The organism is Bradyrhizobium sp. CSS354, assembly GCF_029051725.1.
Taxonomy (GTDB): domain Bacteria; phylum Pseudomonadota; class Alphaproteobacteria; order Rhizobiales; family Xanthobacteraceae; genus Bradyrhizobium.
Window position 1 is genome coordinate 24,529 of the sequence record NZ_JAACFU010000025.1, and the last position, 26,890, is coordinate 51,418.

The following is a 26,890-nucleotide window of genomic DNA, read 5'->3' on the forward strand; positions in this document are numbered from 1 at the left end:
CAAATGCGCGACTCTCGACAAAAGGGCTTGAATCGGACGTAGCGTCAGATTGTAAGGTCTTCAATGCACCGCGCCTGGCGTACAAGAGCGTCCGGGCGACCAACTGGGAATGTGTCATTTGGAGCTCAGATTGCAGAACGCCCGATGCCGCGAAACGCCTCAGTGAAGTCGCCTCGGCGAATCATTGCAAGATCTCGCGATGAAACGGGGAGTGCAAGAGAACCGGATGCTAAGATCGGAGCAGCATCGCCTCGTGGTGATGGCCGATTTAAGATATTGTTCATGGTGGAGGTCGCCTTCCGAAAATTAGCGCTTCGCTGCTCAAAGTGGAATGGAAGTTGGAGGCCATGCAGCTGGTTGTGGATCCGCCTACCGCGAACCTGTAAATGGCTTGCTCGCGCCGAAACGGAGCAGCTGTAGGCATACACGTTGCCACAGCGTTTGGTACGCATCCTCCTATCGCGACATCTTCGTCAGGCCTTGCTGCAATGGGCCATCGTACGAAAGCTGGTGGGATTATGAGCTGGCTAACAGCTTACTGACAATCTCAGGAGGGTTCAGGCCTTGGAGATTACCAATGCCTCCTCGATAAACGCATCGAAAGCTCAAGGAGCCCGACTGCATGCCTGCCTCATTCGGGGCTCAACGATCGGCCCTTTCGAGCAGGTCGCATGTCCGAGGCGGCCATCCTATGGCCTGGCTCGCCGCGCGAGTTGAGCAAGCAGAGACAGTGGAACGGCTTCTCGGTCCAGACGGGTCGCTTACCACCTGTCCGCACCGCAATTCCACTGGTCGCACCCAAGCAGTTGAGCGACGCACGACGAAGCGAACGAAATCCGCCGGATTACAAACTTTCGTATAGTCCTTCAAAACCGTTTCGATGTGGAACGTTTACCTCCGTACAGTTGAGCGATCGATGCAATGCCTATACACGTCCAGAATTCGGTGCTTGGAAAGCATGACGCTTCCGCATCGGAGGCCGACGCCTTTAAAGGTCGCCGATCGCGGGACGACATTAACATGCGCAGAGAAACGATTTGTCAAACCAAGCGAGCAAACGGCGGGTCGCTCTCATCACCGGAGTGACTGGACAGGACGGCGCCTATCTCGCCGAACATCTGCTGTCGCTCGGCTATGTCGTGCACGGCATCAAGCGGCGCTCGTCGTCGTTCAACACCGCGCGGCTCGACCATCTCTACCAGGACCCGCATGTCGGCAAGGTGCCGTTCCTGATGCACTACGGCGACATGACGGACTCGACCAATCTGATCCGCCTGGTGCAACAAATCCGGCCGACCGAGATCTACAATCTCGCGGCCCAAAGCCACGTGGCCGTCAGCTTCGAAAGCCCCGAATACACCGCCAACGCCGACGGGATCGGCGTGCTGCGCCTGCTGGAGGCGATCCGCATCCTCGGCATGGAGAAGGAGACGCGGTTCTACCAGGCCTCGACCTCCGAGCTCTACGGCCTCGTGCAGCAGATCCCGCAAAGGGAGACGACGCCGTTCTATCCGCGCTCGCCCTACGGGGTCGCAAAGCTCTATGGCTACTGGATTACCGTGAACTACCGCGAGGCCTACGGCATGTTTGCGTCCAACGGCATCCTGTTCAACCATGAGAGCCCAACCCGCGGCGAGACCTTCGTGACCCGCAAGATCACGCGCGGCGTGGCGCGCATCGAGGTCGGGCTCGAGCAGACGCTCTATCTCGGCAATCTCGATGCCAAGCGCGACTGGGGCCATGCCAGGGATTATATCGAGGGCATGCACATGATCCTGCAGGCCGACAAGCCGGACGATTTCGTGCTCGCCACCGGGGAGACGCGCTCGGTGCGGGAGATGGTCGAGCTGTCCTTTGCGCAGGTCGGCCGTCGCGTCGAATGGCGCGGCGCGCGCGTCGACGAGACCGGAATCGATGCCAAGAGCGGCAAGACCCTGGTGAAGATCGATCCCACATACTTCCGCCCCACCGAGGTCGATCTCCTCGTCGGCGATGCCACCAAGGCACGCGAGGTGCTCGGCTGGACATCGAAGCGGAGTTTTGCGGAACTCGTCGCCGAGATGGTGGCGAGCGATCTGGCGGAGGCAAAACGGGATGCGGCCAATGGCAAACGTACCGTTTGAGCTCAACGGCAAGAGCGTCTACATCGCCGGCCATCGCGGCATGGTCGGTAGCGCGCTCGTACGCCGGCTCGCGCGAGAGGATGTGAGGCTCTTGACGGTGGACCGGAGCGAGGTCGATCTCTGCAACCAGGCCGCCGTGGTCAACTGGTTTGCGAGGACGCGACCGCAAGTCGTGTTCCTTGCCGCTGCAAAAGTCGGCGGCATCGTCGCCAACGCCACGCTGCGCGCCGAGTTCATTTACGACAACATCGCGATCGCGGCCAATGTGATCCATGCCGCACATCAAAACCGTGCCGAGAAGCTGATGTTCCTCGGCTCGTCCTGCATCTATCCGAAGCTGGCCGCCCAACCGCTAAGCGAGGACTCCGTGCTGACCGGCCCGCTGGAGCCGACCAACGAGCCTTATGCAATTGCAAAAATCGCGGGAATCAAGATGGCGGAGGCCTATCGTAGCCAGTACGGGTGCGACTTCATCAGCGTGATGCCGACTAATCTTTACGGGCCCGGCGACAATTATCACCCCGAAATGAGCCACGTGGTCGCGGCCCTGATCCGGCGCTTCCATGAGGCCAAGGTTTCGGGCGCAAGAAGCGTCGTAGTCTGGGGCACCGGCACGCCGCGGCGCGAGTTCCTCTATGTCGACGACATGGCCGATGCCTGCGTGCATTTGATGAAGACCTATTCGAGCGCGGAGCTGATCAACATCGGCACCGGCGAGGACATCACCATTGCCGAGTTTGCCCGCATCGTCGCCGAAGTCGTCGGCTACATCGGCGAGATCAGTTTCGATACCTCCCGGCCCGACGGCACGCCGCGCAAGCTGCTCGACGTCAGCCGTCTCGCGAGCCTCGGCTGGCGCGCGAGGACATGGCTTACACATGGAATGCGGCAGGCCTACCACGCCTTCTTGGCGGCATCGGCTACATCGAACAAACGGAGTGAACCATGCAGCTGCTAGCCGCTGATGGCGCTCATTGTTCGGTTCCAGAAAGTTGCTTTAGGATCTTCCGGCGAATTCGACCGGGCTCCGGCGTCGCTTGGAACTCGCGCACCGCCGGGTGACGCGTGCCCGATGGAGGGCAGACACGGGCTAGAATGGCCGATAGCTATGGCGAGCGAATTGGTCAGGCGAGCCGTGCGGGACGCTCTGTTTTGAACTCCAGGTAAACTGATTAGCATGTGCGGAATTGTCGGCATCTTGGGGCGCGGTCCGGTCGCGGATCGACTCATCGATTCACTTAAGCGATTGGAATATCGCGGCTACGACTCAGCAGGCATCGGAACGCTCAAGGGAGATCATATCGAGCTTCGGCGCGCCGAGGGCAAGCTGAGGAACCTTGAGACACGCGTTCGCTGCCATCCGCTCTCAGGCCATGTCGGGATCGGGCATACGCGCTGGGCTACTCATGGCAAGCCGACCGAGCACAATGCTCATCCGCATGCAACGGACAATGTTGCGGTGGTCCACAACGGCATTATCGAGAATTTCCGCGAGCTGCGCGCGGAGCTGAAACAGCATGGCGCCTGTTTCGCTTCTGAAACAGACAGCGAGGTGGTGGCGCATCTTATCGACTCATATCTGAAAAACGGCTGCTCGCCGCAGGACGCGGTAAAAGCGTCGCTGCCGAGGCTAGTGGGCGCGTTTGCGCTTGCAATCCTGTTCAAGGGTAAACACGATCTCATGATCGGCGCCCGGAAGGGCTCACCGCTTGCGATCGGCCATGGTGAAGGCGAAATGTATCTCGGATCGGATGCTATCGCGCTTGCGCCCCTTACCGACTTGATCACTTATCTTGAGGACGGCGATTGGGCCGTGCTCAACCGCAACTTCAGCGTGGTTTACGACGCACAAGGCACAGTCGCCCGCCGCGAGGTGGTGAAATCTGGCGCGTCGTCGGTTCTCGTCGACAAAGCAAACTACCGCCACTTCATGGCCAAGGAAATCCACGAACAGCCAGAGGTGATCGGGCAGACGCTTGCGCATTACGTCGATATCGCCACCGAGAGCGTGGCGCTGCCGCAGGAGCTTCCGTTTGATTTCAACGAGATCGGACATATCTCGATCACGGCTTGCGGTACGGCAGGCTATGCCGGCCATATCGCCAAATACTGGTTCGAGCGGCTGGCTCGTATTCCGGTCGAGCTCGATGTCGCCTCCGAATTTCGCTATCGTGAGGCACCGATGCGCAAGGGAGATCTTGCTATCTTCATCTCGCAGTCCGGCGAGACGGCCGATACGCTGGCCGCGCTCCGCTATGCCAAATCGCAAGGCTTGCATACGCTCTCGATCGTGAACGTTCTGAGTTCGACCATTGCGCGCGAAAGCGAGACGGTCTTGCAGACACTCGCCGGACCTGAAATCGGCGTTGCCTCGACCAAGGCGTTCACATGCCAGCTCGTCGTCCTGGCGGCGCTTGCGGTCGCTGCGGGCAAGGCGCGGGGTGAATTGTCGGAGAGCGACGAGGTCGATCTCGTGCGAGCGCTGATCGAAATTCCCCGGCTAGTTTCAGCGGCGCTTGGCAGCGAGCCGCAGATTGAGAAGCTCGCACGGGACATCGCCAAATCGCGTGACGTGCTATATCTTGGTCGCGGCACGTCGTTTCCACTGGCGCTGGAAGGGGCCCTGAAGCTGAAGGAAATCTCCTATATTCACGCCGCTGGCTATGCGGCGGGAGAGCTCAAGCACGGCCCCATCGCCCTGGTCGACGAGAGCGTTCCCGTAATCGTCATCGCTCCTTGCGACCGGCTCTTCGAAAAGACCACCTCGAACATGCAGGAGGTCGCCGCACGCGGCGGCAGGATTATCTTGATAACGGACGCTTGCGGAGCCGCGGAGGTGTCCATGGATACACTCGCGACGATCGTGCTGCCGGAAATGGGGACGACATTTACGCCCATTGTCTATGCGATTCCGGTGCAGCTCCTGGCCTATCACACGGCCAACTTCATGGGCACGGACGTCGACCAACCGCGAAATCTTGCGAAATCGGTAACCGTCGAATGAGCCATGCCAATTGCCGAAAATATGCCGGAAACGTCAGGCGCTTACAGCTTGGTCGATAGCGCCATGATGGCAGATTCACGGCCATGAAACGCACTCGGCCGGCGTGAGATTTTCTCCGGAACCGGCCATTTCAAACGAGAGGAAGCTCGCCATGTCACCAGCGTCCATTGGGCACGCGTCAAATGCCAAATCGCGCATTGGCGCCATCTTACGTGCGACGAGCGGCAACTTCCTCGAGCAGTTCGACTTCTTTTTGTTTGGGTTCTACGCCAGTACCATCGGAAACGCGTTCTTTCCATCAGAGAGCGAAACGGCTTCACTGCTCAACACTTTCGGTGTGTTCTGGCTGGGTGCCTTGATGCGACCTGTTGGCGCGATCGTGCTTGGAGCCTATATTGACCAGATTGGCCGTCGGCAAGGCCTGGTGATCACGCTTTCGATCATGGCCATTGGCACCATCATCATCGCCTTTTGTCCCGGCTACGCGACGATCGGCATTGCCGCACCCGTGATCGTGCTGTTCGGACGGCTGTTGCAGGGATTTTCTGCCGGCGTTGAGGTTGGCGGCGTTTCCGTCTACCTCTCCGAGATTGCCACTCCGGGCAACCGCGGTTTTTACACGTCGTTTCAGTCCTCGAGCCAGCAGGTTGCGATCTTTGTCGCGGCTCTTATCGGATATTTTTTGAGCGAAGCACTTCCGGCTGAAATGGTTGCCTCATGGGGCTGGCGGATCCCGTTCTTCCTTGGCTGCTTGATCGTTCCGCTTATCTTCCTCCTGCGCCGGACACTGGAGGAAACTCCGGAGTTTCTGGTCATGAAGAACCACCCAACGGCCCGCGAGGTCTTCGCCTCCACAGTTGCGAACTGGCGCATTGTCATTCTCGGCATGATGATCGCGATGCTGACGACTACGACCTTCTATTTCGTCACGGTGTACACGCCTACATTCGGCAAGCACGTATTGCAGCTGTCGTCGCAGAACACGCTCTTGGTAACGCTTTTGGTCGCCGTGACGAACTTCATCTGGAACCCAATTGGCGGCGCGATTTCAGACAAAATCGGCCGGAAGCCGATCTTGGTGACGATTGCCGGCCTCGCCTTGGTGACCGTGTATCCGGCGTTGTCTTGGCTCGTGACCGACCCAAGCTTTGGCAAGATGCTGGTGGTGGAGATGATATTCTCGTTCTACTTTGGCACCTATAGCGGGGCCATGTTGGGCGCTCTAGTCGAAATCGTGCCGAAGCACGTTCGCACAACCTGCTTTTCTTTGGCCTTCTCACTCGCCGCAGCTCTCTTTGGCACGTTGACGCCGCTCGCATCAACTTGGCTGATCCATCGGACCGATGACAAGGCTTCGCCAGGTTTTTGGCTAATGTTTGCAGCTTTGCTCGGCATCATCGCCGCGCTCACGATTTATCCAGGAAGCACAAAGAGAGTTGCGAAACCGGCGAGACCCGAGCGGTCTAACAGGGCCGTAACCGCGCAATTTGCCACGCATTAGCACGCGCGCCCACGGCGACGTTGACGGCCCGAGACCGAACTTCGTGCGTGACTGCCCTTGCGGTGATCTCACGGTGGTGCGCGGCCGACTCTGCCGGTCACGGTTCTTCCTGTGCGATCGCGGGCAGTATCGGGACGAGCTGGCGCTGATGTTGACCGGGGATGGCTGAGCATTATCAGCTAACCCCTGTTCTGTCATCGAGGGGACGATGATAATGCCCGCACTTTGCAGTCACGCGAAACACCCAGATCTCGCGCGAGGGATAGATCCCTCGCGCGAGCTCCGCGCAGCGAATTCGGCGGGGTACTCTGTACGGCTGCCACACAAACTGAACGGCCACGTCCGTCAAGCTGGATGAATTCCCGAGCGAACCGATGTCTCGCGCCGAACTTACGAGAGGTCTGGTATGTGGATCAGATACCGGCCGCTCGGCGCTCAGATACGCAAGTCGGATGCTCACCCGTTTTATGTATTTCGAAAGGAGCGGCCGAAAGGTCGATCTTCCTCGTGCAATCGAGCGACGGGCCAATGCATGACCACGACCCAGGCCATCGCTGGCTCTGCTCGATCGGCCGCGACTTCACGCGCCGGTCGCTTGTGCGGACGAGGTACCGCGCGCGAGCTGTGCGAGCTCCTCCTCAAGCATAGGGTTGTGCTTGAACATGGCGTCGATCAATGCTTGCGCCGGCTGCTCGGCCGCCTCCACCCACGTCGCCTTCTCCGCGCGCGCGGCGGGCGCGAAAACACGTTTGACCACCGTCGGCGACCCCCTCAGACCGCATTTGGCCATGTCATCCACGCCAGCATTTTGGGCGCTCCATTTTACGATTGTGGCCCGGGCGGCACGCAGCGCATCTATCATTGCGCCGCGGCGAATTTGATTGGTTGCCTCTAACATGCTGACCAGACACGGCAGCTTGGAACGCAACACCTGGACGCCGCCTTCGCAGCGCCGTTCCGCCTCGATTGTGCGTGCTTTGAAGTCCAACGCTTTGATTGTGGAGACGTACGTAAGCTGCTGGACCCCGAGCCTCTTTGCGATGCCAGGCCCCACCTGCGCCGTATCGCCGTCGATCGTCTGCTTGCCAGTGAATATCACGTCCGGCGGGCCATATTCCCTCCCGATAGTGCGAACCGCGCACGCCAGCGCGTAACTCGTCGCCAGCGTATCGGAGCCCGCGAAGCTGCGATCGGTGAGTAGGACAGTGCGATCGGCACCAAATGTCAGTGCCTTTCGGAGAGATTCTTCGGCCGACGGTGGCCCCATTGTGAGGACGGTAATTTCGCCGCCGAACCTATCTCGTAGCTCGAGCGCAGCTTCCAGTGCGAAGAGATCATATGGGTTGATGATTGTCGGCACGCCCTGGCGCATGATTGTATTCGTAACAGGGTGTACGCGGATTTGCGCGGAGTCCGGGACCTGTTTGATGCAGACGATGCTGTGCATTACTTCTCCTAAGATGCTGAGCCGGCTCCCGACGAGCAAATGTCATACCACCCCAGGCATTTCGCCGATGAGGAAGGCATATAAAGACTGACGGCGAGTCGGTTGTCGCAACTGCGACGGCTTGAGCATGGTCGTGATCTCGAGCTGATCTGAGTTACGAGCAGCAACGGAGCCGCAGCAACCACGCGCCGGCTTCTCGCCAAACCAGTTTTCAGGGCGAATACGTTGCAAACAGACGGATGACAAGACAAGCCGACGCGAAGACGCCCGATACCTCACCGGCGAGCGTATCCAACCAAGACATAAGGCGAGCATCAGCATCATGCATCAGAGCTGGCAAGCGCCTCTTGCCACGCTCTCCTATCCTAGTCGGACGAGCGCGAGAGAGGAGCGAGCCCGACGCTTCGTTCAGAAGCGCTTGATCTCGACACCGTGTCTTCGCAAGGCATAGCCAATCTGGCGCGGGGTTAGTCCAAGCAGGCGCGCGGCTTTCGCCTGTACCCACCCGGATCTTTCCATGGCGGCGATGACGCGCTCGCGATCGGTGAGTTTCGCAGCACCCACCGCGGGGCGCCCCGGTGGCCCTAGCGGTGTCAGCTCGCTGCTTACCGGCTGAACGGCTGTTATAGCTTCTGGAGGCGGCATGCTCAGCGTCGCGGGAAGTGAGAAATTCGGGCTCGGCTGTCGCGCCATTTCCACCGGACCACAGTTCCATAGCATGGCCGACAGGCATTGCCCGTGGCAGCATGCAAAATCATGTCTTACGATCGACGATCCTTGCGCGAGGGTCGCGGTCCGCTGCACGCAGTTCTCGAGCTCGCGGACATTACCGGGAAATTCGCAACTCATGAGGACCTCAATCGCACTTGAATCGAACACCAGAGCACGGCCGTTTTCATTGTTGAAGTTCATCAAGAAGCGAGCGGCGAGAAGCGGAATATCAGTGCGTCTTTCACGCAGCGGGGGCAGTTGCAGAGGAACCACGCTGATGCGGTAATAGAGATCGGCACGAAACTCCCTCCTTGCCACCGCCTCTTCAAGATTCCTGTTCGTCGCTGCAATCACGCGGACGTCGACCTTGATCGTCTGATTGCCGCCCACCCGCTCGAATTCCTGCTCCTGAAGCACGCGCAGAAGTTTCGCCTGGAAAGACGCCGAGATCTCACCGATCTCATCCAGAAACAACGTTCCCTTGTCGGCGAGCTCGAAGCGACCCTTGCGCGCATTGAAGGCGCCCGTAAACGCCCCCTTCTCGTGACCGAACAATTCGGATTCTAGCACCGTCTCAGTCAGGGCTGCGCAATTCAGCTTGATAAAGGGGCGTTTGGTCCGCGCTGAATGCTCGTGAATAGCCTTCGCGACCAGCTCTTTTCCGGTACCCGATTCGCCGCGCAGCAGAACCGTGCTGTTGGATTTTGCGATCACCTCGACCTTCTCAAGTAACGCGCGGAGCGCCGGGCTATCGCCAATAATTCCGTCGACTTGAACCTTCTTACGCTCCCGCCCATGAGGCTTTGGTTCGGACAGCTGCTTCTGCAGCCGGAATTCCTCGTCCATAAGGCGCCCGCGATCGCGCTCAAAAATGGAATGCAGCTTCGCGGTCTGGCCCACAAGGCTAGCGACCATGGTCAGCAGGTGGAGGTCGTCATCGAGCTGCGCGCGCATCCCGTTGTCCGCGATACGGTCAATGCTCAGCGTACCCGCAACTTTCTCGTCAATGTCTATGGGAACGCCGATGAATGCAACACGCGTATTAACGGCGGCAGCATCTAGCATCTCGACATCCGAAGAACTAAAGGCCGAATGCAGCGCTACGTTCTCGGCGATGAGCGGCTGCCCCGACGCCACGATTTGATCAATTGCTCCTTGCGGCAAGCGCACCGCGCGGCGGGAATCGCGGTCTTCGTTCCGACCGTCGCCTATGATGATCGGCGGCACGCCGTCATGACCGAAGAGACACACGATGCCGCGGCGCATCTGCACGAGCGATTGCAGACGCTCGATGACGCTCTCCAGCTTGGCTTCGAGCCGGGCTAGGCCGGTCAGCGTGTGCGCTATTTCAAAGACCGTGCTTAACGATTTCTCTTGCGACGGCACAATATAACCGGAGGGGTCCGCTTCGGAGGTTGAGTTTAGTTTTTCGCGCAGGGAAACGTTGTCCAGCATAACGACTTCTCCGTTCCTTTCTTGATCCTCCCATGATCTTGATCGGACTTGTTGGACGCGTGTTGCATGCCCCTCGATCTGACATCCGGTTCTCAGGGCGGTGCGAGAGATGACGCCTCTTCTTGGCACGTCGGCAGCACCTACAGTGACTAGATTTCGCTGCGTTATTCTTTCAACTCCCTGGCGGATTCGCCCTGGCCAAAATGACGTCCATCCGGGATGGCTCAGATGAACCGGGCTTCGCCTGGAGCGAGTTCATCACAAGTGTTGTCCGCCATTGATCGGGACTTCGGCGCCAGTGACATAACTTGCCGCATCTGAACATAGGAAGAAAATGACCTTGGCGACTTCCTCGGGTGTACCCACTCGGCGAAGTGGGATCTTTGGCACAAGATGCGCTTCCGTGGCAGGCGACAAAATGTCCGTCTTGATTTCTCCAGGCGCGACCGCATTGACGCGAATGCCATGTGAGGCGTAATCGTGCGCCATTTCGCGCGTGAGACAAGCGAGCGCAGCTTTCGAAGTCGCATATGCCGTGCCTGCAAATGGATGCACGCGCGAGCCGGCGATCGAAGTCACATTGACGATCGAGCCTGAAGCCGCTTTTAGCTCATCGAACAGACCTTGGGCGAGAAGGATCGGCGCCACCAGATTGAGGTGGAACACGCGCATCCAGGTATCGACTGAGGTCGCCAGTGACGTCAGCCGGGCACCGTTCGGCATTTTTGGTGACGTTCCGGCATTGTTTATCAGTCCATGCAATGGTGCGCCGGCAAGGCACTCCTTGATCTCGGCAATCACGCGCGGCAGCGTCCGATGGTCGCTCAGGTCGACTTTGATATAGCTGTCGCCCTCTGAATTCCATGGGCAGCGCACCGCGTCGAATGGTTGGCGCGCGCAAGAAATGACGCGCCAACCGGCCTGCGAAAACAATTTTCCGGTGGCGCGACCGATACCGCGCGATGCTCCGGTCAACACCAGCGTCTTCCGCTCACGCAGCAGGCGGCGCGCTCGATCGGCGTGAGTTGGACCGCCAAAGTCCGTGTCCGACGATTGAGCTGGGACCGCCTGTTCATTTAGTAGACCTAGATTCACATGCCGCTCCCGTCCGCTTCCCTCGGCTGAGCACCTGGTGCAGGATCCGGGCCAAAGCGACGCAGGGCACAAGCGGCGAACCTTTGCGACCCAAATGGCAGATTCCGAACATCTCGCCTGTTCGCTTTTCTACAATGGCAACGCCCCGTCAATGGCAGGACCATCGCCGTGTTTCCGGGCGCGTTACAAATGCGTGCGGGCTCGATTTTCGGGTCGAGAAGCCGGCGTTTGCACCGCGAGCTGACTACATCGCTCTGCCCAGGTGGCCTGAGGCTCATTCGCCAGGGCAAGATAGATCAAAGCTCCCCTTGGCGGAGATCAGGACCGATGCTAGTTCGTGCGATTCCTTCTCGGCCGCTGTGCGCGCGCACACGCGGCTGTTGATCAATCCGATACGATGGGCCAGGGGTCGTGCTGCTCGCAAGGTCCAACAAAAAGGACGTGATGGGCGCATGAATGAATAAAATGAATAAGAAGACTAGCTAGTGGCAAACAGATTGCCCAGCAAGGGCGATCTATCCACCGGGCGCGCCCTTGTTGCTGCTGGAACAATTACACGTGATTGGCCTGCTGCGTTGAACGCCGGACAACAATCACTGTGCTCTTCGCCGTCTGCTCGGGGATGGCACTTTTTGGCTGCGATGATGATACGGCCAAAGCCCTTCCGGACGACACGGCTTACGCATCTTGGCGCGAAGCATTACGTAGCCAAGCCGCTGGCGCTCGTAGTATTGGCCGAGGCTTCGCACCCGTACGCCTGATCGTGCCGGCATAGCATCCGTCGCACAAGCAGCCGTATTAACGGTCGGCCGGCCAGGCGTTGCACCCGGGGCGGAAATCACCACCGTTTCGTTTCTGCGATATACCTCGCCAAGCAGATGGGTCGACGCCAGCACTATCAGGCCGATGATCTCGGCAGGCCATTAATTAGCCCGAGCAGCCTCGTGGTAAGTGGTTCGGCGTGGAATAAGGCACCCCTTTGGTCCGCGCGCTAAACTGGTAGCGCTCGTGTCCTCGGAACTGGTCGGGATTGCGGAGGCAGAGAAGCGCGGGCTGTTCGAGCATCGTCGCGGCCTCCCTCGCGGTCGTTTTGGGTCTCGACGATGTCGCGGTGATGGGCGCCGATTTTTGGAATCGGCGAGCACGGCCGGCCATTCCCCGGTCGACGTCAGGCTCAGCCAGGCCGGCCTGCGCGATCTCCTTGGCCCGCAACACGTAGCTGGCGGCCAGCACTCAATGCCGCGCCGCAAGCTTCGTACCTGGCTTTCGTGGTCAACTAAACCACGCTCTCCGCTTCACGCGGCCGTGAGCATAGGACTCCTGCAGTCGGATGCGGCCGCCATCATTGCGGCTACATCCAACAACAGTGCTAGTCACATGAAATCATCCTCGTACGCGTATCTGGGGGAACCTGGTGCGCTCTCGGTATCACTGCTCCCGTTCTCCTCAGCTTTGGAGAGATAGAGTCGAAGTTTGTCCGCACGCTGCCATTCACCGGCACTGTTCTTCGTCCACTTGTCGGGATGCTGCGCAGGGTCCAGTACCATGCCGCCATCAGCCAGTTGAACGAAACCCATCTTCGCTGCACGGGCTTGTGCTTCTGGATTGTCCGGATGCCAATTCAGCAATGGTCGTTCGCCATCGATCCGAAGTTGATGCTCAAGCAGAATATCGCCGGCGTTCTCGACAAGTGGATGAGCGACCTGAAAATCCACGAACGAGGTAATCTCAGCCCGGCCAGGAAACTGGTGTCGCCAATCGTCCGATTCGAATTCAGTCATGCTGAACCCGCCTTCCGTTCTCATCAGTCCGGCGCTCTGGTTTCCCAATTGGTAGCTGAAATACCGCGCTTCGTCCGAATCTCGCCTCACCGCGTATTGCCTAGCAACTTCCGCGGTACGTCTCGCCCTCGAGGCTACGAATTCCGAATACTCTCGTGGATTCTCGGCAATGTGCATGATATCATCGCCATGAAACCCGCCTCGCTTCCCTCCTGAAAGACGTGATGTCCATCTCCATCACTGGAGGTCTGTCATTCAGGATGTATGCTGGTGCTCCCGCAGAAGATGAGCTTCCGCCAGAAGTCGATTCGTCTAAGCGCATCTGGTGCAAACGTGTCAGCGAAGCTTTCGGTTCCCGCATCGGTTTGCCAGCTGGCGTCATGCGTGTAGGCGCTATCGGAGGATCCACCAATTCGACCATACATAGCTGTTCGCTCTCCTATTTTTTGCATTCGGTTCAGGCCAGCAAGGCGCGGGAGATACCCATAAATTGCTTAGCTGACGACTAGCTGTTCTCCCGGACGCACAAACCAATCAGAATTGGCTCAAGTCGACGAAATTAGGTTGCAACTCGGCTTGACGAAGCTCGCGCATCGGTTCTGCTACGTCCGCTGGATCAAAAAACGGAAGGGCCGTTGCTGGCTCGAGGCGGCGGGGCCTGCTACTGCAGCTTCGGCTCCCGGTCCACGGGCTTCACTAGGCTTGGCCAATCATTGCTTCATGCCCCTGCGTACCAAACCTAAAGGTCGCCACCAACCCGCAAGATCGGGTGGGACTGCGCGGCCGACCTGCTGTAAACAGCCCGACTTGGGTAAAGGCAGTGTGACCAGCGAGACCAGAATAGGGAGCGCCGAGAGCAAAAGCCCATGCGCCCGCTGTCGAGATCTGGACCTGATCTACGCTCGAGACAGCGGCTTCTGGAAATGCCACATATAAGCTCTGACCGAACGCCGCACTCGATCACGTGCCGTAAAGGGGCAGGCCTCTTGTTGACAGGCACCCACCAGATGGCACCAATGTCCATCGGCGTCGCGGTTGGTCTCAATGGGGCACCAAAAAAAAGTGAAGCTGCTAACGCCGAAACGGCGTCACCTTTTGAATGCCGACTGAGACCACTGCAAGCCGATCAACGCGGCAGTTCATGAAGCCGCAAAATGCTCGTATGGATTATCGATCATCGTCAAATGCACCGAATTGCTCAGGTCGAATTCAATAATGCGGGGCACGAGCAGACGAGCGTAGCGCGTGAAGGCGCTGGTTGGGGGAAAGCGGATCACGGTAGCGCATCGCGCAAGAAGATACATGTCGACGAGAGCGGAAGCTCCACCTTCAATTCCCATTTCCGCACTATGCAACGGCCCTGCCCGATCGGCCTGGAAGCGTTTTGGTACGGCGAAGACATCGGGAAACATACCCGATACGTGATCGAGCACCTGTGCACTGTCCGTGCACAGGAAAACCTTTACAGGCTTTGGATGTGGCAAAGCCTTGGCTTTACGGATTGCCATGCAGACCTGATGAAGGGCGAGCTCCGAATCGGCCCAGTATGGCCCATGCTCCATGATATCTTCGCCATTGCCGTGCCGAACATGAACGCCGATGATGCTATGGCCGCTAAAGTGTTCCTCACAGAACGCGTCGATCCGCGCTCGAATCTCAGGCTTGAGTTTGATGTTCCGAAAGATCAGTCGTTCGGCTTCCTCGCTACAACGCCACATCAGGCAAGCGTCACAGACAATGGTGTTGGCTTCGTTATCTTCTCTTGACTGGAACAGCTCGGTCAGTTCGTCACGTTCTCGGAAGATCTGCTCATCCGGGCGATTGATGCAGTCGATCGATGGCCTATTCCACCACCCCGGGAAGAACGGTCCGGGAAACGAGAGCTGGTTGACCCGATCATCGCAAATCACCGGCACTCCAGCAATGTCCTCAACCGGCTCGAAGAACACCGAAAAGGCGTTGCTGAACGGTTCGTCGACGTAACAGGAACCGCGCCAGTCGATGACGAGCGTCCGCCCGGTCCGCTGCGCGTACGACCAGGCCGACGCCAGCGACCAGAGGCAATCACCAAGGCCGGTACGCCTCCGAGAAATAACAAAGCGTTTCTTCGTCAAATTATCAAACCCTTTCGTTGCGCAAGATCAGTTTTGTGTGGCGTACCTACTCTTCTGCAATTCCGAGCCTCGCCAATGGACGGCTGTTCACCTGGACGCAAGGCGATCAACCCGCAAGCCTATCCTTCACGGCACCCGATTGACAGGTCATGCAAGAGGCGTCCACGGAGCCCTCTTCCGCATTGCTCACCTTTTACGACCGCGCAGGATGCAGCCGAATACGGCGCTGATCCCAGAGCCCGCGCAGTTCGTTGACGAGACCTTCGCGCCTAGTCCTGTCAGAGGTGACTCTTGCGAGAAGATCGGCAAGAACAGCTTCCTTCTCAATTTGCATCAGCATGTCAAACAGGTCGTGTGAGACGCGCACGCTGTCCTGGCTGGAGTGACCCATGCGGATCTCGCAGACTGTCTCCTGGCGTTCTCGGCCCGCATGAGCGCGAACCCGATAAAGAGATACATGGGGCGGCAGTGATACAGCGAGTGCAGTCCAGCTTTCGAGCGTTGTTGCCCGCTTCTTGACGAGGAATGAGCCCACCACAAGACCATCCAGCTCGGTCGATAAAAACGCCGTAATCGCATCGGCAACGGAATCGACGATCGGTTCGGCATTATTGTTGAATGACGTATTAAGCAGAATTGGGACGCCTGTCCGGCACTTGAACGCGTTGATGAGATCCCAATAGGCGGCATTGCTCGTGCGGGAAACCGTTTGCAGCCGAGCGGTACCATCGATATGCGTGATCGCCCCCAGCAAAGCACGCTTGGATTCGCGTACGCGAACGACGAAATTCATGAAGGGATATTCTGCGCGAGCATCCGGCAACTCAAAGAACGCGCCCGCATCCTCCTCCAGAACCGACGGCGCAAATGGTCGATAACTCTCACGCTTCTTGACCATCGCGTTAATCCGCTCCTTGTTTGCGGCGGGCCTCGGGTCCGCAAGAATACTGCGGTTGCCGAGCGCACGAGGGCCGAACTCAGACCGGCCCTGTACCCACCCGATCACGGCGCCATCAGCGATCCACTCGGCTGCTTTAGTTGCGACGTCAGCGGTCCGTTCCATCTCCAGGTGTCCGGTCCATCGCTTCAGTTCCTGTTCGATGCTGTCGTCGCTGCCGACATCTGGCCCCCAATAAACCGCCTGGAGTCGCTCGCGGGGCGCCGGCTGCCCGGCCTCTTTCGACACCATCAGTGCCGCGCCCAATGCGCATCCGGCATCATGCGCAGCCGGCTGCACGAAGATGTCCTCGAAGAGGCCTGAATACAGGAGTTTTCCGTTCAGAGTGCAGTTGTGGGCGACCCCGCCAGCCAGGCACAACCGTTTCATTCCGGTCGACTCACGGTAATGCCGAAGAATGTGAAACACGATCCGCTCCAGCGCCTCCTGCAACGATGCGCTCACATCTTGATGCTGTTGCGTGAACGGCATTCCCTTTCGCCGGACCTCGATATTGCGCAGCAATGCCGGGCCGACCCGGTCGAGGTGAACGCGGTAGCCACCGTTTGCGGAGAGCTCATAGAATTGGGCAAAGAGCTCGCGATAGCGTGCGGGATCTCCGTAAGGAGCCAGTCCCATCACCTTATACTCGTCGAACAAGCCGTAGCCGAGATATCGGATCGTCTCCAGATAGAACAGTCCGAGAGAGTTATTCTCTGGAAACGTCATAAGCTCGGTCATTTCGGTACCCGACCCGACCGCCAAGAGACCCGAGAGGAAGTCGCCACAACCGTCGATCGCGAGAACCAGGCTTTCTTCAAAACCCGACATCGCCAGAGCGCTCACGGCATGGGCCTGATGGTGGCCTACGAATGACACCCGCGAGGGATCAATTTCGGTTCCGAACTCCGCCGCCAGAAGGTGCCGTAATAGCAAATTGGCATTTAGCGGAATTGAGATCTCAGGTTGTGAGATGAACAGCCGTTCGAGCATCGCGTTGCAATAGGGTTCGGTGGCGTAGAACGCAATACGATCGACGTCGCCAAGCTCCACACCCGCAGCTGCAAGACAGTATTGAATCGCACCGCTCGGGAGCTTGTTTGAGTGTTTGATCCTATTGAGGCGCTCCTCTTCAACGGCAGCGATGACGCGCCCGTCCCTGACAAGTACTGCGGCGCCGTCGTGCAGAAACGTGTTCGGCAGTTCAAGCGGATTTTCATAGACCCTATCGAGCCCGCCACTCAGTCCTAGACACAGCATCTTGTTCTCCGTTCATCCTGAGAGGCCTGTTGGCCTATTTCGTATCGCTTGCTTTGCAAGTAGACCGCACATCGCGGCGGGCGGATCCGGCATTGCTAGCGTAACAAGGCCCACATAAGCGTCGCACGCGAATCGCGTTACGCCCGATATCTGAGCTCGCCCACGCGATGCTTCGCTTGAGGTCTTGTTCCTCTCACCGCATCAGCCGTTGCCGAAGCAACGCGGCCGAGACGAGGAAGGGAAACGCCGCGTAGATGCAAAGTGCGCCCACATGCAAGCCGAGGCTGTCGACCGGCCGGCCGAGCATTGCTGGACGAATGAGATCGACCGAGTGAGTCAGTGGCAAGAAGGCGGCTATGCGTTGAAATGACCCTGGCAACTGGCTCATTGGGAAGATCGCCCCGCTCAAATACATCATGGGCGTGAGAATGAGTGACTGGTAGAAGATAAAATAGTCGTGGCTCGGTGCAAGTGCTGAAACGACCATTGCGAGGCTCGCGAACGTAACGCCAGTGAGGGCGATGGCTGGTAACGCATAGGGGATGGATGACCACTCGGCATAACCCAGTGCAACGGCAACTATCGTAATCGCCGTCCCGGCGAGCAAGGCCTTACTCGCTGCCCATGCCACTTCACCGAGAACAATGTCGCCGAGCGTAAGGGGCGTACAGAGCACTGCCTCCCATGTGCAATTTGTCTGCATGCGAGCGTAGGCCGCATAGATCGTTTCGAAGGTTGCGGAGACCATCGCGCTTGTGGCGACCATGCCAGCGGCGAGAAACGAGATGTATGAGGTCCCCTCGACGCCACCGATGATCATTCCAAGGCCAAAACCAAGGCCAAAGAGAGAGCTCATCGGCTCGGCGAGATTCCCAAGAATCGATGCCAAAGCGACTTTCCGCCAGACCAGAAAATTCCGGCGCCATACCGCGATCCAGTTCCATGGATTGGCAGGGAGCGCCGGCGCAAAACGTTGCCACATCGTTCAGTCCTTCATCTCTCGCCCGGTTAGCCGCAAGAAGACATCCTCCAGATTTGGAGGACGCTGCAGAAGGCGGAGATCTGTGCGGTTTGCAAGCCGGACGCGCACCTGCTCTGGATCCCTGACATAGCAGAACAACGTCTCTCCGCTGACCTCAGCGCGCTGCACTTGGGGTCTGACCAGCGGCAGCAGTTCATGCGGATTACCACCGTAAATCTCGATCACTTGGCAGCCGATCTGCTGCTCGATCAGCGCGTGAGGCCGGCCTTCGGCGATCTTGCGGCCGTGCTCAAGCACGCAAAGGCGGTCGCACAATCGCTCCGCCTCTTCCATGAAGTGGGTGGTGAGAAGAATCGTTTTGCCGCGCGCCAAGAGCGAGCGCAAGCGTTCCCAGATCAGGTGACGGCCGTGCGGATCGAGGCCGGTCGTCGGCTCGTCAAGCACCAAGAGCTGCGGGTCATTAATGAGGGCACGAGCCAGCGTCAGGCGCCGCTTCATGCCGCCGGACAGTTGGCCCACCCGGGCATCCGCCTTATTCTCCAGGCGCGCGAATTCGAGCAGTGACGGCGTGACCGCTTTGACCTCGGTCGCGCTCATGGCGAAGTAGCGACCGAAAACAAGCAAGTTCTCGCGCACCGTGAGCTGAAGATCAAGGTTGTCAGATTGTGGGACAACCCCGATGCCCCGGCGCGCCAAGCGCGCACGTGTCGGCACCGGCTCGCCAAGCACGCATATCTTACCTGCGTCGGGCGATGCAACACCCAGGATCAAACGCGCAAGCGTGCTTTTACCCGCGCCGTTTGGTCCCAGCAGACCGAAGCACTCTCCCGGCGAGACCGTAAACGAAAGAGCGTCCACGACGACCCTGTCGTTGTAGGACTTGCTCACCTCGAAAAGGTCGACTGCCGCGGTTGACATTTGCTTACGCCATCGCGACGGACGTTGTTCGCGCCGCTTCCTGGGTCGCGCGCTTTTTTGTCCAAAGCAGGCCGTCACACCATACGTGGTCGACGCGTCCCCACTGGCACGCGGCGGCAGCATCCGGGAAGAAGCCGCGTCCATGCAGATTGGCGCTGGTATTGCAAAGCAACGGAATGGCTGTGAGCTTCTCGTACTCGATGAGAAGCTCGGCCACTTTATGTGGAGAGGTTCTGGAAACGGTCTGTAGGCGGGCAGATCCATCGAGATGCACGACGGCCGGAATTTTGTCCCGCCATTCCGGTCGCGTCTGGTGATCGAACAGCATGTACGGATCGGGTACGCCAGGGCTAAATATCTCGGCCGCGCGATCCTCCAGGCATATCGGCGCTACCGGCCTGAAATGCTCGCGAAGTTTGATATCGTTGAGATGATCTTTCATTCCTTCCCAGGTCGCGGCTGCGAGAATGCTTCTGCCACCCAGAGCTCGTGGTCCGATCTCGGCGGGTCCAGCAAGGAAGACGACCGGCTTGTCGCCCGCGAGAATTGCCGCAAGTTCGCCCATCGTGCAGGGCGCGCTCTCCCATTCGGGCGGGACTTCGCTGGGACGAACGGCCGGTCCACTGTAGACCGACCATTCCAGAGCTTTAAAGCCTTGCTGTGCCGCCAGTGCAGAGCAAGCAGCACCGATGGCTGAGCCGCTGTCGTTCGGAAAGGGGGGCACCCACACGGCATCGAACAGGCCGGTCGCACGAAATGCACTATTCCACTTAATATTCAAGCCACAGCCGCCGGCGATGCAGAGGTTACGCGCCCCCGCAAGATCCGAATGCCGCTGCACAACATCAGAAATTGTGCGAACCAGCAGACGCTCTAGAAAGACGTGAAATGACGCAAGGACGTCTTCGGCTTGCTTGGCCTTTAATCGCAGTGCGCACGCATTGAAGAAGTCGTGCAGAGCTTCAAGTGGCGATCGTGAGCTGTTGGTTTCTGCATGCTCACGGCAAGCGCCGTCAGCATGCGTGGCAAAGTGCGCCTCATAGAGTTCCTGAAACGTCTCGATAATATCCCCGTCGGGCGATCCCAGCGCGATATAGGCCATCAGCTTGCCGGCTATACCGAGATCCCAGCTGGTCCGGTCCGCCCGCCTGTAAGGTCCAAAGTGATGTCCTGCCGTCGCATAGGCGTGACCTATCATAGGAAACAGACATTCGATGAAACGGATGGCGTGGGGCTCGACATAGTAGAGGCGTGGAAACATGCAGCCGTCCCACACCAAGCAGAAAGCAGATTGTGCGGATTTGGCAAACGAGCTGGCGCAGTATGCGGATGCTACGTGCCCGGTGACATGGGGATAGCTTTGATAAGGATATAGCTTCCCGTCTAGCATGAGGCCGATGCGATCGCGGGACGTCAGGGGGCTGTCGCCGTGCCGTTCGACATACGGCGCGCCCTTGAGTTTGACGGTCGTCGGCCCACTAAGGACTTCAAACTGCGATTCGAACTCTCCATCCCAGCCATCAATGACGAACTGATCAACATCGCTCGGATCCAGCCCGTGCTCCGCCAAGGCGCCAACAACGGCGTCCAGGTTGTCAATGGTTTGATAACGCGGATTGCTGTTCAGCTTCTCCTGTTCGACACAAAACACCAGCCGGCCGTCCTCGATCAGAGCGACTGCCCCGTCATGCGTCAACTTGATACCGCAAATACGCATAGTGGCTCCTTTCAAGCTCGGCCGTTAAGACGGACCGAAGATTGCTCCGGATTAAGAAAGCGGACTAACAAGCAGTCTTCGTCAGCTGACTGCCCCTGGCACTGCGCGCGTTCGACCTCAATGAGCGCTTCAGTCAACATCGCGATGACCGTCTCGGCGCCAGCGACATGCCCCCATCGCTTGCAGGTGGCATCACGTGCAGATCCGAAGATCAGATGCCCACCTGGAGCAAGCATCTTCACCATTTTGCCGATCGCGATACGCATCTGTGTCATGTCTTCGAGATAGTAAAGAACTTCAGCGACCACGATCAGATCGAACAACTCTGCGGTCGAGAACTGCAGAATATCGCTCGCCGCCCAGCTGATATGCGACCACCTCTTGGTCCGCTGGACCGCTCGACCGATCGCTCGCGGCATAACGTCGATGACCGTGAGTCGCTTGCAGTGAGGAGCAAGCTTCTCTGTGAATGCACCGGCCGCGCACCCGACCTCGAGGCCGTTTGAGACGGCACCGTCCGACAGCGATAGCCGCAGCAATTGGGTGTGACGCTTACGTTCGAACGGATTGTCGTCAAGCCGCCACGGGTCGTCGTTAGCCAGCTCCCGTTCTAACGATTGATATGTGTTGTCAACACCCACGAGTTTATCCCCCTACGAAATTGCTTATTCAGTCTCGGCCGCAACGTCATCCGACGCGATCAGCCGCTGGGCGGCGCGCAAACGACCTGCCCTGCGAATCGAGCCAGGCGTTCCCGATCCTGGGTTAAGGCTTGGTCCAGTTGCCGCCTTTTCGATCGAGGCCTTCGATTCATCAACGTCTGATTTCGCTACTTTGCGCGAGAGCCAGTCGCTGTTGCTCAAGGTACAGAGCGCGTAGGCCTTCATTGGGAGCAGGAGGAAGATGTTGATCGGGGTGTGCAGCGCGAATCCGAGAAATCGAAGCTCGCGGGCGCGAATCGCCGCCACGCTGCACCGAACCATGGTCATCGCGACGATGGTCAGACCGGTCCACCAGGGCACGCTGTCGGTGAGCGCGAGCTGAGCGAGCGCGGCAATCGACGAGATGGCGAGCAGCAGCGGCCCGAGGTTCTGTCCGAGCACATCGAGCGTGAGGTACCGATCGAGGCCGGGCAGCAGGTGCAAACCGAGTAGCGTATCGCGGTAAGTGCTCCGCGCCCAGCGGAGCTGTTGTCGCAGATACGGCAAGAGCTTGTCCGGGACCACCGTGGCGGCGACGGCGTCCGGAACGTACTCGGTTCGAAATCCTGCCTTGAGCATGAGGATCGTCAGATGGCGGTCCTCACCGAAGTCGCTCGGCTTTCCTCGGAAAAACTGCGTCTCGTACTGGTCGAGCAACAACATGAGCGCGGAACGGCGGTACATGGCACACGGCCCACAGCAGCACATGACCGCACCAAAGCGCGTCTGAGCCGCACGCTCCTCGTTGCAAGCCAACCAGTACTCCATGTCGATCAATCCGGTCAGCCAGCTGTCGTTGCGGTTGCTGGCCGTCAATTGACCCATGGCCGCGCCGACGGCTGGATCCTGCATCTTGCGTACGAGCTTGCTGACGACGTCGCTAGCGATTTCCGTGTCGGAATCGACGTTAAGCACGAGATCGCCGAATGAGCGGCGTATCGCGGCAATCTGCGCCTTGCGCTTTCCGACGTTGCTTGGCAGCAGAATGATGCTGACCCTCGGGTCATGCGCGTAGCTTGCGTGTACGGGTGCCACTGCACCGACATTTGCGGAGCCATCATCGACCACATAGACCTGCAATCGCCCTGTGTAGTCCTGGCCTGCAATAGACTTCAGGCAGGCCGCCAGCGTGCGCGGGTCCTCGTTGAAGCAGGGCACGATGACATCCACGCTGGGCAGAGCACCGGCGTTGACCGGGTCATACGGCGGCAGTGAGGCGTCGGTTCGCAGCGCATAAAGCGCCTGCGCGCTCTTATGGACGCTGGAGAGCAACGCGTAAGAGGCAACAGCAACGGTGCTGATGGTGGCAAGCAAGGTCATGGGCATTGATCGATTCGGTTAGGTTGAGGAAGCGACCGGATTGCAAATCCACGGTCGTGCAGTGCTGGAATGAGCTGGGCGAGCGCCATTACGGTCTGGTCGCGCCGACCAGCATCAGGGCGGCGTCCCAGCTCGTCGGGAGGGCATCCGTCATGCAGGAGCACGATTGCCCCCGGTTGCAGCGAGGTCAGCACTGCGGCAACAATCGCCTCGACGCCGGGACGAGCCCAGTCTTGCGGATCGACTGACCAGTGCAGGGCGGCCAGATCGGCCTTCGCCGACGCGGCGAGTGCCTCCTTAGTCCATATCCCGTACGGCGCGCGCATGTGCCGCACAGAGGCTCGGGGGCAGGCCATTCCGATGACCTTGTTCGTGGTAAGGATCTCGTATTGCGCCTCATCCGGCATGCATTTGGACAATTCCGGGTGCGTCATTGTGTGGTTTGCGATTTCGTGCCCTTCAGCAATGATGCGCTGGATCAGCTCCGGCTGGCCCGCTGCATATGCACCGATCACGCAGAAGGTGGCGGGGGCCCGATGCTGGGCCAGCACGTCCAGGATAGCTGGCGTGCAATGCGGGTTTGGACCATCATCAAAGGTCAGATAGACGCAGTGCTCTTCGCCGGCCTCGGCGTAGTCGCTCCGCGCTTCAGTCACGTCGTTTGTTGACGTCACAGTTCTGGCCCGTTCCGTTCAATCATCTCACCTGCCGGCCATTCGCTCATTGGCCTGGCAATCGGCAGAACGAGGCCGACCACGTCCTCCACTCGCGTCGGAGGCACAGTGAGATAGATATCCGGACGAGCGGATCGAACGCGGAGCCCTGGTAGAACAGTCGCTAAGCCCTGTCGTCCGAGCAGTCTGGTAATATGTTTCTGCAGGGCAGATCGGACCGTGCCAAAGCCGAATGGCACGCCAAGATCTCGCAATACGGGATACATCACGCGGATGGAGTGGCTGATTCCGAGCCCCTCGAGATCCGGGCGTACCCCGTACAATCCGAGTTCAGCCACGAGCAGATCAACCTCACCAACTTTTATAAAGCGGCGCAGTGCGCCGATGTGAATCGCGACGCCACGATCATCGTAGCCAATTGCCCGAATCTCAGGCCTTGCGCCGGCCCAGCTTCGATGACCTTCAAAGGGCTTTGCATTGAATTCCCCGGTCGGACCATAGGTCTTGCGGAAGAAGTCGGACAATTCAATGTGGTCAGCAATTTGAAGCTCATTCTCCCAGCACAGCCTCCAACGAACCGGAGGGCGCGCCGAAACACCTCGTGTGGACGCGGGCGCGATCATGTTCATGGAGAGTAACTCCTATTCATTATCTGGCTCCTGACGCAGGCCAACAGTTCGCAACGTTCGAAAGGCTTGCTCAGGAACTGGAGTCCATGTTGCAGGACTCGGCTCACGTGGTTTCCGCAGTCGTCTGTGAGCAGAACGGTGGGAATCGCGCCTCCGGATGCAACCAGATGATAAAAAAGTTCAAGACCACTCATCACGCTCGACTGCATGTCCGCGATCAAGCAAGACGTGATCAAACGGCGGCCCGATTTCAAGAACCCGTCTGCGCTCTCAAATGGTTCGGGCACGTAGCCCGCGGAAAACACCACATCCGTGAGACCTTCACGCGCTGACCGATCTGCATTCACAATCGAGACCACATCGAGCGTGTGCGCAACTCGCATCAGATTTGCAAAGGACGCCTTCGCTTGCATGTTCCGCACGATTTCACCCCAGCAGGGACGCGATCCAATCGCCTGCGACCACAACACATTCGGCACCCGCAACCGGAAGGGTCCGACTGGACGAAAATCTACGGCCAAGTTGAGCGTTCGCTCAATTCTACGGCGGTACACGGCGGATATAGGATGGGTTGGCAAAGCCATACGAAGGTTTGCCCGTCGTATCCGCCAACGCAAGTTTGCGAATCCCCGCGGTTCTAGATCGGGGTATGGCTCGCGCAACACGCGCGAATCTGCGAACGCACGGTCTAGACGTCTTGACCGATCCCTCGTGCTGGACTGAGACGCGCAACGATTTGTAACCATTCTGATCGATCTGACTTCTCGCTATACGATCGTTTGCTATCGTCATTCGGTACAAATGGTAAAATCGATTGTGTCGATAGAACACATTCAAACCGTGGATCACTCACGATTATGCGTTTCAAGGGCCTCGATCTGAATCTCCTCGTCGCGTTCGACGCCCTGGTGACGCAAGGCAACCTCACCACGGCGGCAAGGAGCATCAACCTCAGTCAACCCGCCATGAGTGCCGCCGTCGCGCGGCTTCGCACCTACTTTCGAGATGAGCTATTCACGATGAGGGGCCGAAAACTGGTTCCAACGCCGCGGGCTGAAGCGCTCGCAGCCCCGATTCGCGAGGCGCTCGCTCACATTCAGCTCTCCATCATTTCTCCGGACCACTTCAATCCGTCCCAATCAAATCGGCGATTCAGGATCATCCTGTCCGACTTCATGACTGTCGTATTTTTCCGAAGGATCGTGGACCGCGTCGTGCGGGAGGCTCCTAGTATCCGCTTCGAATTGCTGCCACCTTCAGAGGAACCAGATGAGCTGCTCCGGCGCGGTGAAGTTGATTTTCTGATGTATCCGGAGATGTTCATGTCGAGTGCGCATCCAAAGGCGGCACTGTTCGGGGACACTTTCGTTTGCGTGGGCTGCCCCATGAACAAGCAGCTGGCATCGCGACTTACGTTCGAGAACTACATGTCAATCGGGCACGTGGAAGCTCAATTTGGACGTTTCTTGAGGCCCTCCTTCCGCGAATGGCTCTTGCTCGAACATGGTTTCAAAATACGCACCGAGGTCGCGGTGCAAGGCTTTGGTATGATTCCGCCTATGTTATTGGGCACCAACCGTATCGCGAGCATGCCCTCAAGACTCGTCAGCCATTTCGCAAAGACGATGCCCCTGCGGGTTGTCGAACCTCCGTTGCGACTTCTGACATTCACCGAGGCCGTCCAATGGCCCGCCATTCATAATACTGATCCCGCAAGCATTTGGATGCGCAACATATTCTTCCAAGAGGCATCCACAATGGTCTCTCCGCCCGAGACCAGCCAATTTCACAGCCCGTTGTAGGATTGTTCGGGGCGGTTGCGGCCTGCTCTCGGTTAACCAGATCTACGCCAGGCGAAGGCTTCGGTCCTCTGACTGACGTTGGGCAAGGTCGACATTGGCGCGCTTGGACGCGGTTTGATCGGGGCGTTGGCGCGATTGATCTCGCGTTGCCGTGACGATCTTGCGCATCATACAGCTCGCTCGGCGGCGCTCCGCAATGATTTTCCGCTGATCCGGACCACCTGCATCGCACCGCTCCAAGTGAGCCGAGCTCAGAGCTAGCAAAATCATCCGGCGAGTCAGGTGAACAATATCCCGCCTCAGCACTAAACTTCCCTTGAATCGCACGCCGCGTCAGGTTGTAGACCAGCACCTGCGATCGAGCCGCAAGATGGACGCTGGTAGCGCCCCCCTGGTCCAGCTACGAGTCTTGATCATTCCGGCCGATATGTTCACCCAAGCCAAATCGGATGATGTATCCGGGCTCCTTCTTTCGGATCTCGCGACAGTGGTGTTCCCTTGAACGTGTCGCGGCGTGACGCGCGCGGTGCCGCCGCCGTCGATCTCGAGTTGCTGCCCCTCACCGCTGAGCCCGATGGGCTCCTTCGGGGCGGTAACATGATTTGCCTATCTTCCCCGAAGCATCTATGTTCAGCGCGCCGCACTCAAAGCGATACCGCTCGAGGATGCTACTGAGCGAGTAAGCTGCCGGACGAGCAAGCCAATATCGCGAGAGGTCG

At 58.7% G+C, this 26,890-nt stretch carries 18 protein-coding genes; 5 read left to right on the forward strand and 13 right to left on the reverse strand.

Annotated elements, in window-relative coordinates:
* Nucleotides 1-1,037 precede the first annotated feature (1,037 nt).
* From gmd to GWG67_RS34745, 4 genes are all read left to right on the forward strand, one after another.
* Entirely contained in the window at nt 1,038-2,123 is a 1,086-nt protein-coding gene (gene gmd / locus GWG67_RS34730; RefSeq protein ID WP_275174119.1) for a GDP-mannose 4,6-dehydratase, read from the forward strand.
* Nucleotides 2,104-3,081: a GDP-L-fucose synthase gene (locus GWG67_RS34735; protein ID WP_275174121.1), complete on the forward strand. Its 978-nt coding sequence runs from the start codon at nt 2,104-2,106 to the stop codon at nt 3,079-3,081. The genes gmd and GWG67_RS34735 overlap by 20 nt, the downstream gene beginning before the upstream one ends.
* Before the next feature lie 219 nt (nt 3,082-3,300).
* On the forward strand, nt 3,301-5,127 hold the full coding sequence (gene glmS / locus GWG67_RS34740; protein WP_275174123.1) for a glutamine--fructose-6-phosphate transaminase (isomerizing): 1,827 nt from the start codon (nt 3,301-3,303) through the stop codon (nt 5,125-5,127).
* A 151-nt stretch (nt 5,128-5,278) separates the two neighbouring features.
* Nucleotides 5,279-6,628, forward strand: coding sequence for an MFS transporter (locus GWG67_RS34745; RefSeq protein WP_275174124.1), 1,350 nt, complete (start codon nt 5,279-5,281; stop codon nt 6,626-6,628).
* Nucleotides 6,629-7,208: 580 nt separating this feature from the next.
* On the opposite strand, the gene GWG67_RS34750 is transcribed toward GWG67_RS34745, so the two are convergent.
* The 13 genes from GWG67_RS34750 to GWG67_RS34810 form a co-directional block, all read right to left on the reverse strand.
* The gene (locus GWG67_RS34750; RefSeq protein WP_275174126.1) at nt 7,209-8,075 is read right to left on the reverse strand and encodes an electron transfer flavoprotein subunit beta/FixA family protein; all 867 of its coding nucleotides are present in this window, start codon (nt 8,073-8,075) and stop codon (nt 7,209-7,211) included.
* 408 nt (nt 8,076-8,483) lie between these two features.
* Entirely contained in the window at nt 8,484-10,241 is a 1,758-nt protein-coding gene (nifA, locus tag GWG67_RS34755) for a nif-specific transcriptional activator NifA (protein ID WP_275174128.1), read from the reverse strand.
* Between the two features lie 258 nt (nt 10,242-10,499).
* A complete protein-coding gene (locus tag GWG67_RS34760) occupies nt 10,500-11,336 on the reverse strand; it encodes an SDR family NAD(P)-dependent oxidoreductase (protein WP_275174130.1) in 837 nt (278 codons plus the stop codon).
* Nucleotides 11,337-12,709: 1,373 nt separating this feature from the next.
* The gene (locus GWG67_RS34765; protein WP_275174132.1) at nt 12,710-13,117 is read right to left on the reverse strand and encodes a hypothetical protein; all 408 of its coding nucleotides are present in this window, start codon (nt 13,115-13,117) and stop codon (nt 12,710-12,712) included.
* A gap of 1,139 nt (nt 13,118-14,256) precedes the next feature.
* Nucleotides 14,257-15,231, reverse strand: a complete 975-nt coding sequence (locus GWG67_RS34770) for a nodulation protein NodZ (protein ID WP_275174133.1) — start codon at nt 15,229-15,231, stop codon at nt 14,257-14,259.
* 193 nt (nt 15,232-15,424) lie between these two features.
* Entirely contained in the window at nt 15,425-17,428 is a 2,004-nt protein-coding gene (locus GWG67_RS34775) for a carbamoyltransferase (protein ID WP_275174134.1), read from the reverse strand.
* A 193-nt stretch (nt 17,429-17,621) separates the two neighbouring features.
* Nucleotides 17,622-18,410 (reverse strand): ABC transporter permease, encoded by a 789-nt coding sequence (locus GWG67_RS34780; protein ID WP_275174135.1) that lies wholly within the window; start codon nt 18,408-18,410, stop codon nt 17,622-17,624.
* A 3-nt stretch (nt 18,411-18,413) separates the two neighbouring features.
* Nucleotides 18,414-19,328 (reverse strand): nodulation factor ABC transporter ATP-binding protein NodI, encoded by a 915-nt coding sequence (gene nodI, locus GWG67_RS34785; protein ID WP_275174136.1) that lies wholly within the window; start codon nt 19,326-19,328, stop codon nt 18,414-18,416.
* A gap of 4 nt (nt 19,329-19,332) precedes the next feature.
* Nucleotides 19,333-21,045 carry a nodulation protein NodU gene (nodU, locus tag GWG67_RS34790; protein WP_275174137.1) on the reverse strand — a complete coding sequence of 571 codons (1,713 nt, stop codon included), beginning with the start codon at nt 21,043-21,045 and terminating at the stop codon, nt 19,333-19,335.
* Nucleotides 21,046-21,056: 11 nt separating this feature from the next.
* Nucleotides 21,057-21,686 (reverse strand): nodulation methyltransferase NodS, encoded by a 630-nt coding sequence (gene nodS, locus GWG67_RS34795; protein WP_275174138.1) that lies wholly within the window; start codon nt 21,684-21,686, stop codon nt 21,057-21,059.
* A gap of 24 nt (nt 21,687-21,710) precedes the next feature.
* A complete protein-coding gene (gene nodC, locus GWG67_RS34800; protein ID WP_275174139.1) occupies nt 21,711-23,066 on the reverse strand; it encodes a chitooligosaccharide synthase NodC in 1,356 nt (451 codons plus the stop codon).
* Nucleotides 23,063-23,740, reverse strand: coding sequence for a chitooligosaccharide deacetylase NodB (nodB, locus tag GWG67_RS34805; RefSeq protein WP_275174140.1), 678 nt, complete (start codon nt 23,738-23,740; stop codon nt 23,063-23,065). Before nodB ends, nodC begins: the two co-directional genes overlap by 4 nt.
* On the reverse strand, nt 23,737-24,369 hold the full coding sequence (locus GWG67_RS34810) for a NodA family N-acyltransferase (protein ID WP_275174141.1): 633 nt from the start codon (nt 24,367-24,369) through the stop codon (nt 23,737-23,739). Before GWG67_RS34810 ends, nodB begins: the two co-directional genes overlap by 4 nt.
* 857 nt (nt 24,370-25,226) lie before the next feature.
* On the opposite strand from GWG67_RS34810, the gene GWG67_RS34815 reads away from it, so the two are divergent.
* Nucleotides 25,227-26,171, forward strand: coding sequence for a LysR family transcriptional regulator (locus tag GWG67_RS34815; protein WP_275174142.1), 945 nt, complete (start codon nt 25,227-25,229; stop codon nt 26,169-26,171).
* Nucleotides 26,172-26,890: the final 719 nt, after the last annotated feature.

Coding starts and splice junctions, on each gene's coding strand:
- nodI (WP_275174136.1), bottom strand. CDS start 19,328: ATGTCAACCGCGGCAGTCGACCTTTTCGAGGTGAGCAAGTCCTACAAC.
- GWG67_RS34815 (WP_275174142.1), top strand. CDS start 25,227: ATGCGTTTCAAGGGCCTCGATCTGAATCTCCTCGTCGCGTTCGACGCC.
- GWG67_RS34810 (WP_275174141.1), bottom strand. CDS start 24,369: ATGAACATGATCGCGCCCGCGTCCACACGAGGTGTTTCGGCGCGCCCT.
- GWG67_RS34745 (WP_275174124.1), top strand. CDS start 5,279: ATGTCACCAGCGTCCATTGGGCACGCGTCAAATGCCAAATCGCGCATT.
- GWG67_RS34775 (WP_275174134.1), bottom strand. CDS start 17,428: ATGCTGTGTCTAGGACTGAGTGGCGGGCTCGATAGGGTCTATGAAAAT.
- glmS (WP_275174123.1), top strand. CDS start 3,301: ATGTGCGGAATTGTCGGCATCTTGGGGCGCGGTCCGGTCGCGGATCGA.
- GWG67_RS34765 (WP_275174132.1), bottom strand. CDS start 13,117: ATGACTGAATTCGAATCGGACGATTGGCGACACCAGTTTCCTGGCCGG.
- nodC (WP_275174139.1), bottom strand. CDS start 23,066: ATGACCTTGCTTGCCACCATCAGCACCGTTGCTGTTGCCTCTTACGCG.
- nifA (WP_275174128.1), bottom strand. CDS start 10,241: ATGCTGGACAACGTTTCCCTGCGCGAAAAACTAAACTCAACCTCCGAA.
- GWG67_RS34750 (WP_275174126.1), bottom strand. CDS start 8,075: ATGCACAGCATCGTCTGCATCAAACAGGTCCCGGACTCCGCGCAAATC.
- GWG67_RS34735 (WP_275174121.1), top strand. CDS start 2,104: ATGGCAAACGTACCGTTTGAGCTCAACGGCAAGAGCGTCTACATCGCC.
- nodU (WP_275174137.1), bottom strand. CDS start 21,045: ATGCGTATTTGCGGTATCAAGTTGACGCATGACGGGGCAGTCGCTCTG.
- GWG67_RS34780 (WP_275174135.1), bottom strand. CDS start 18,410: ATGTGGCAACGTTTTGCGCCGGCGCTCCCTGCCAATCCATGGAACTGG.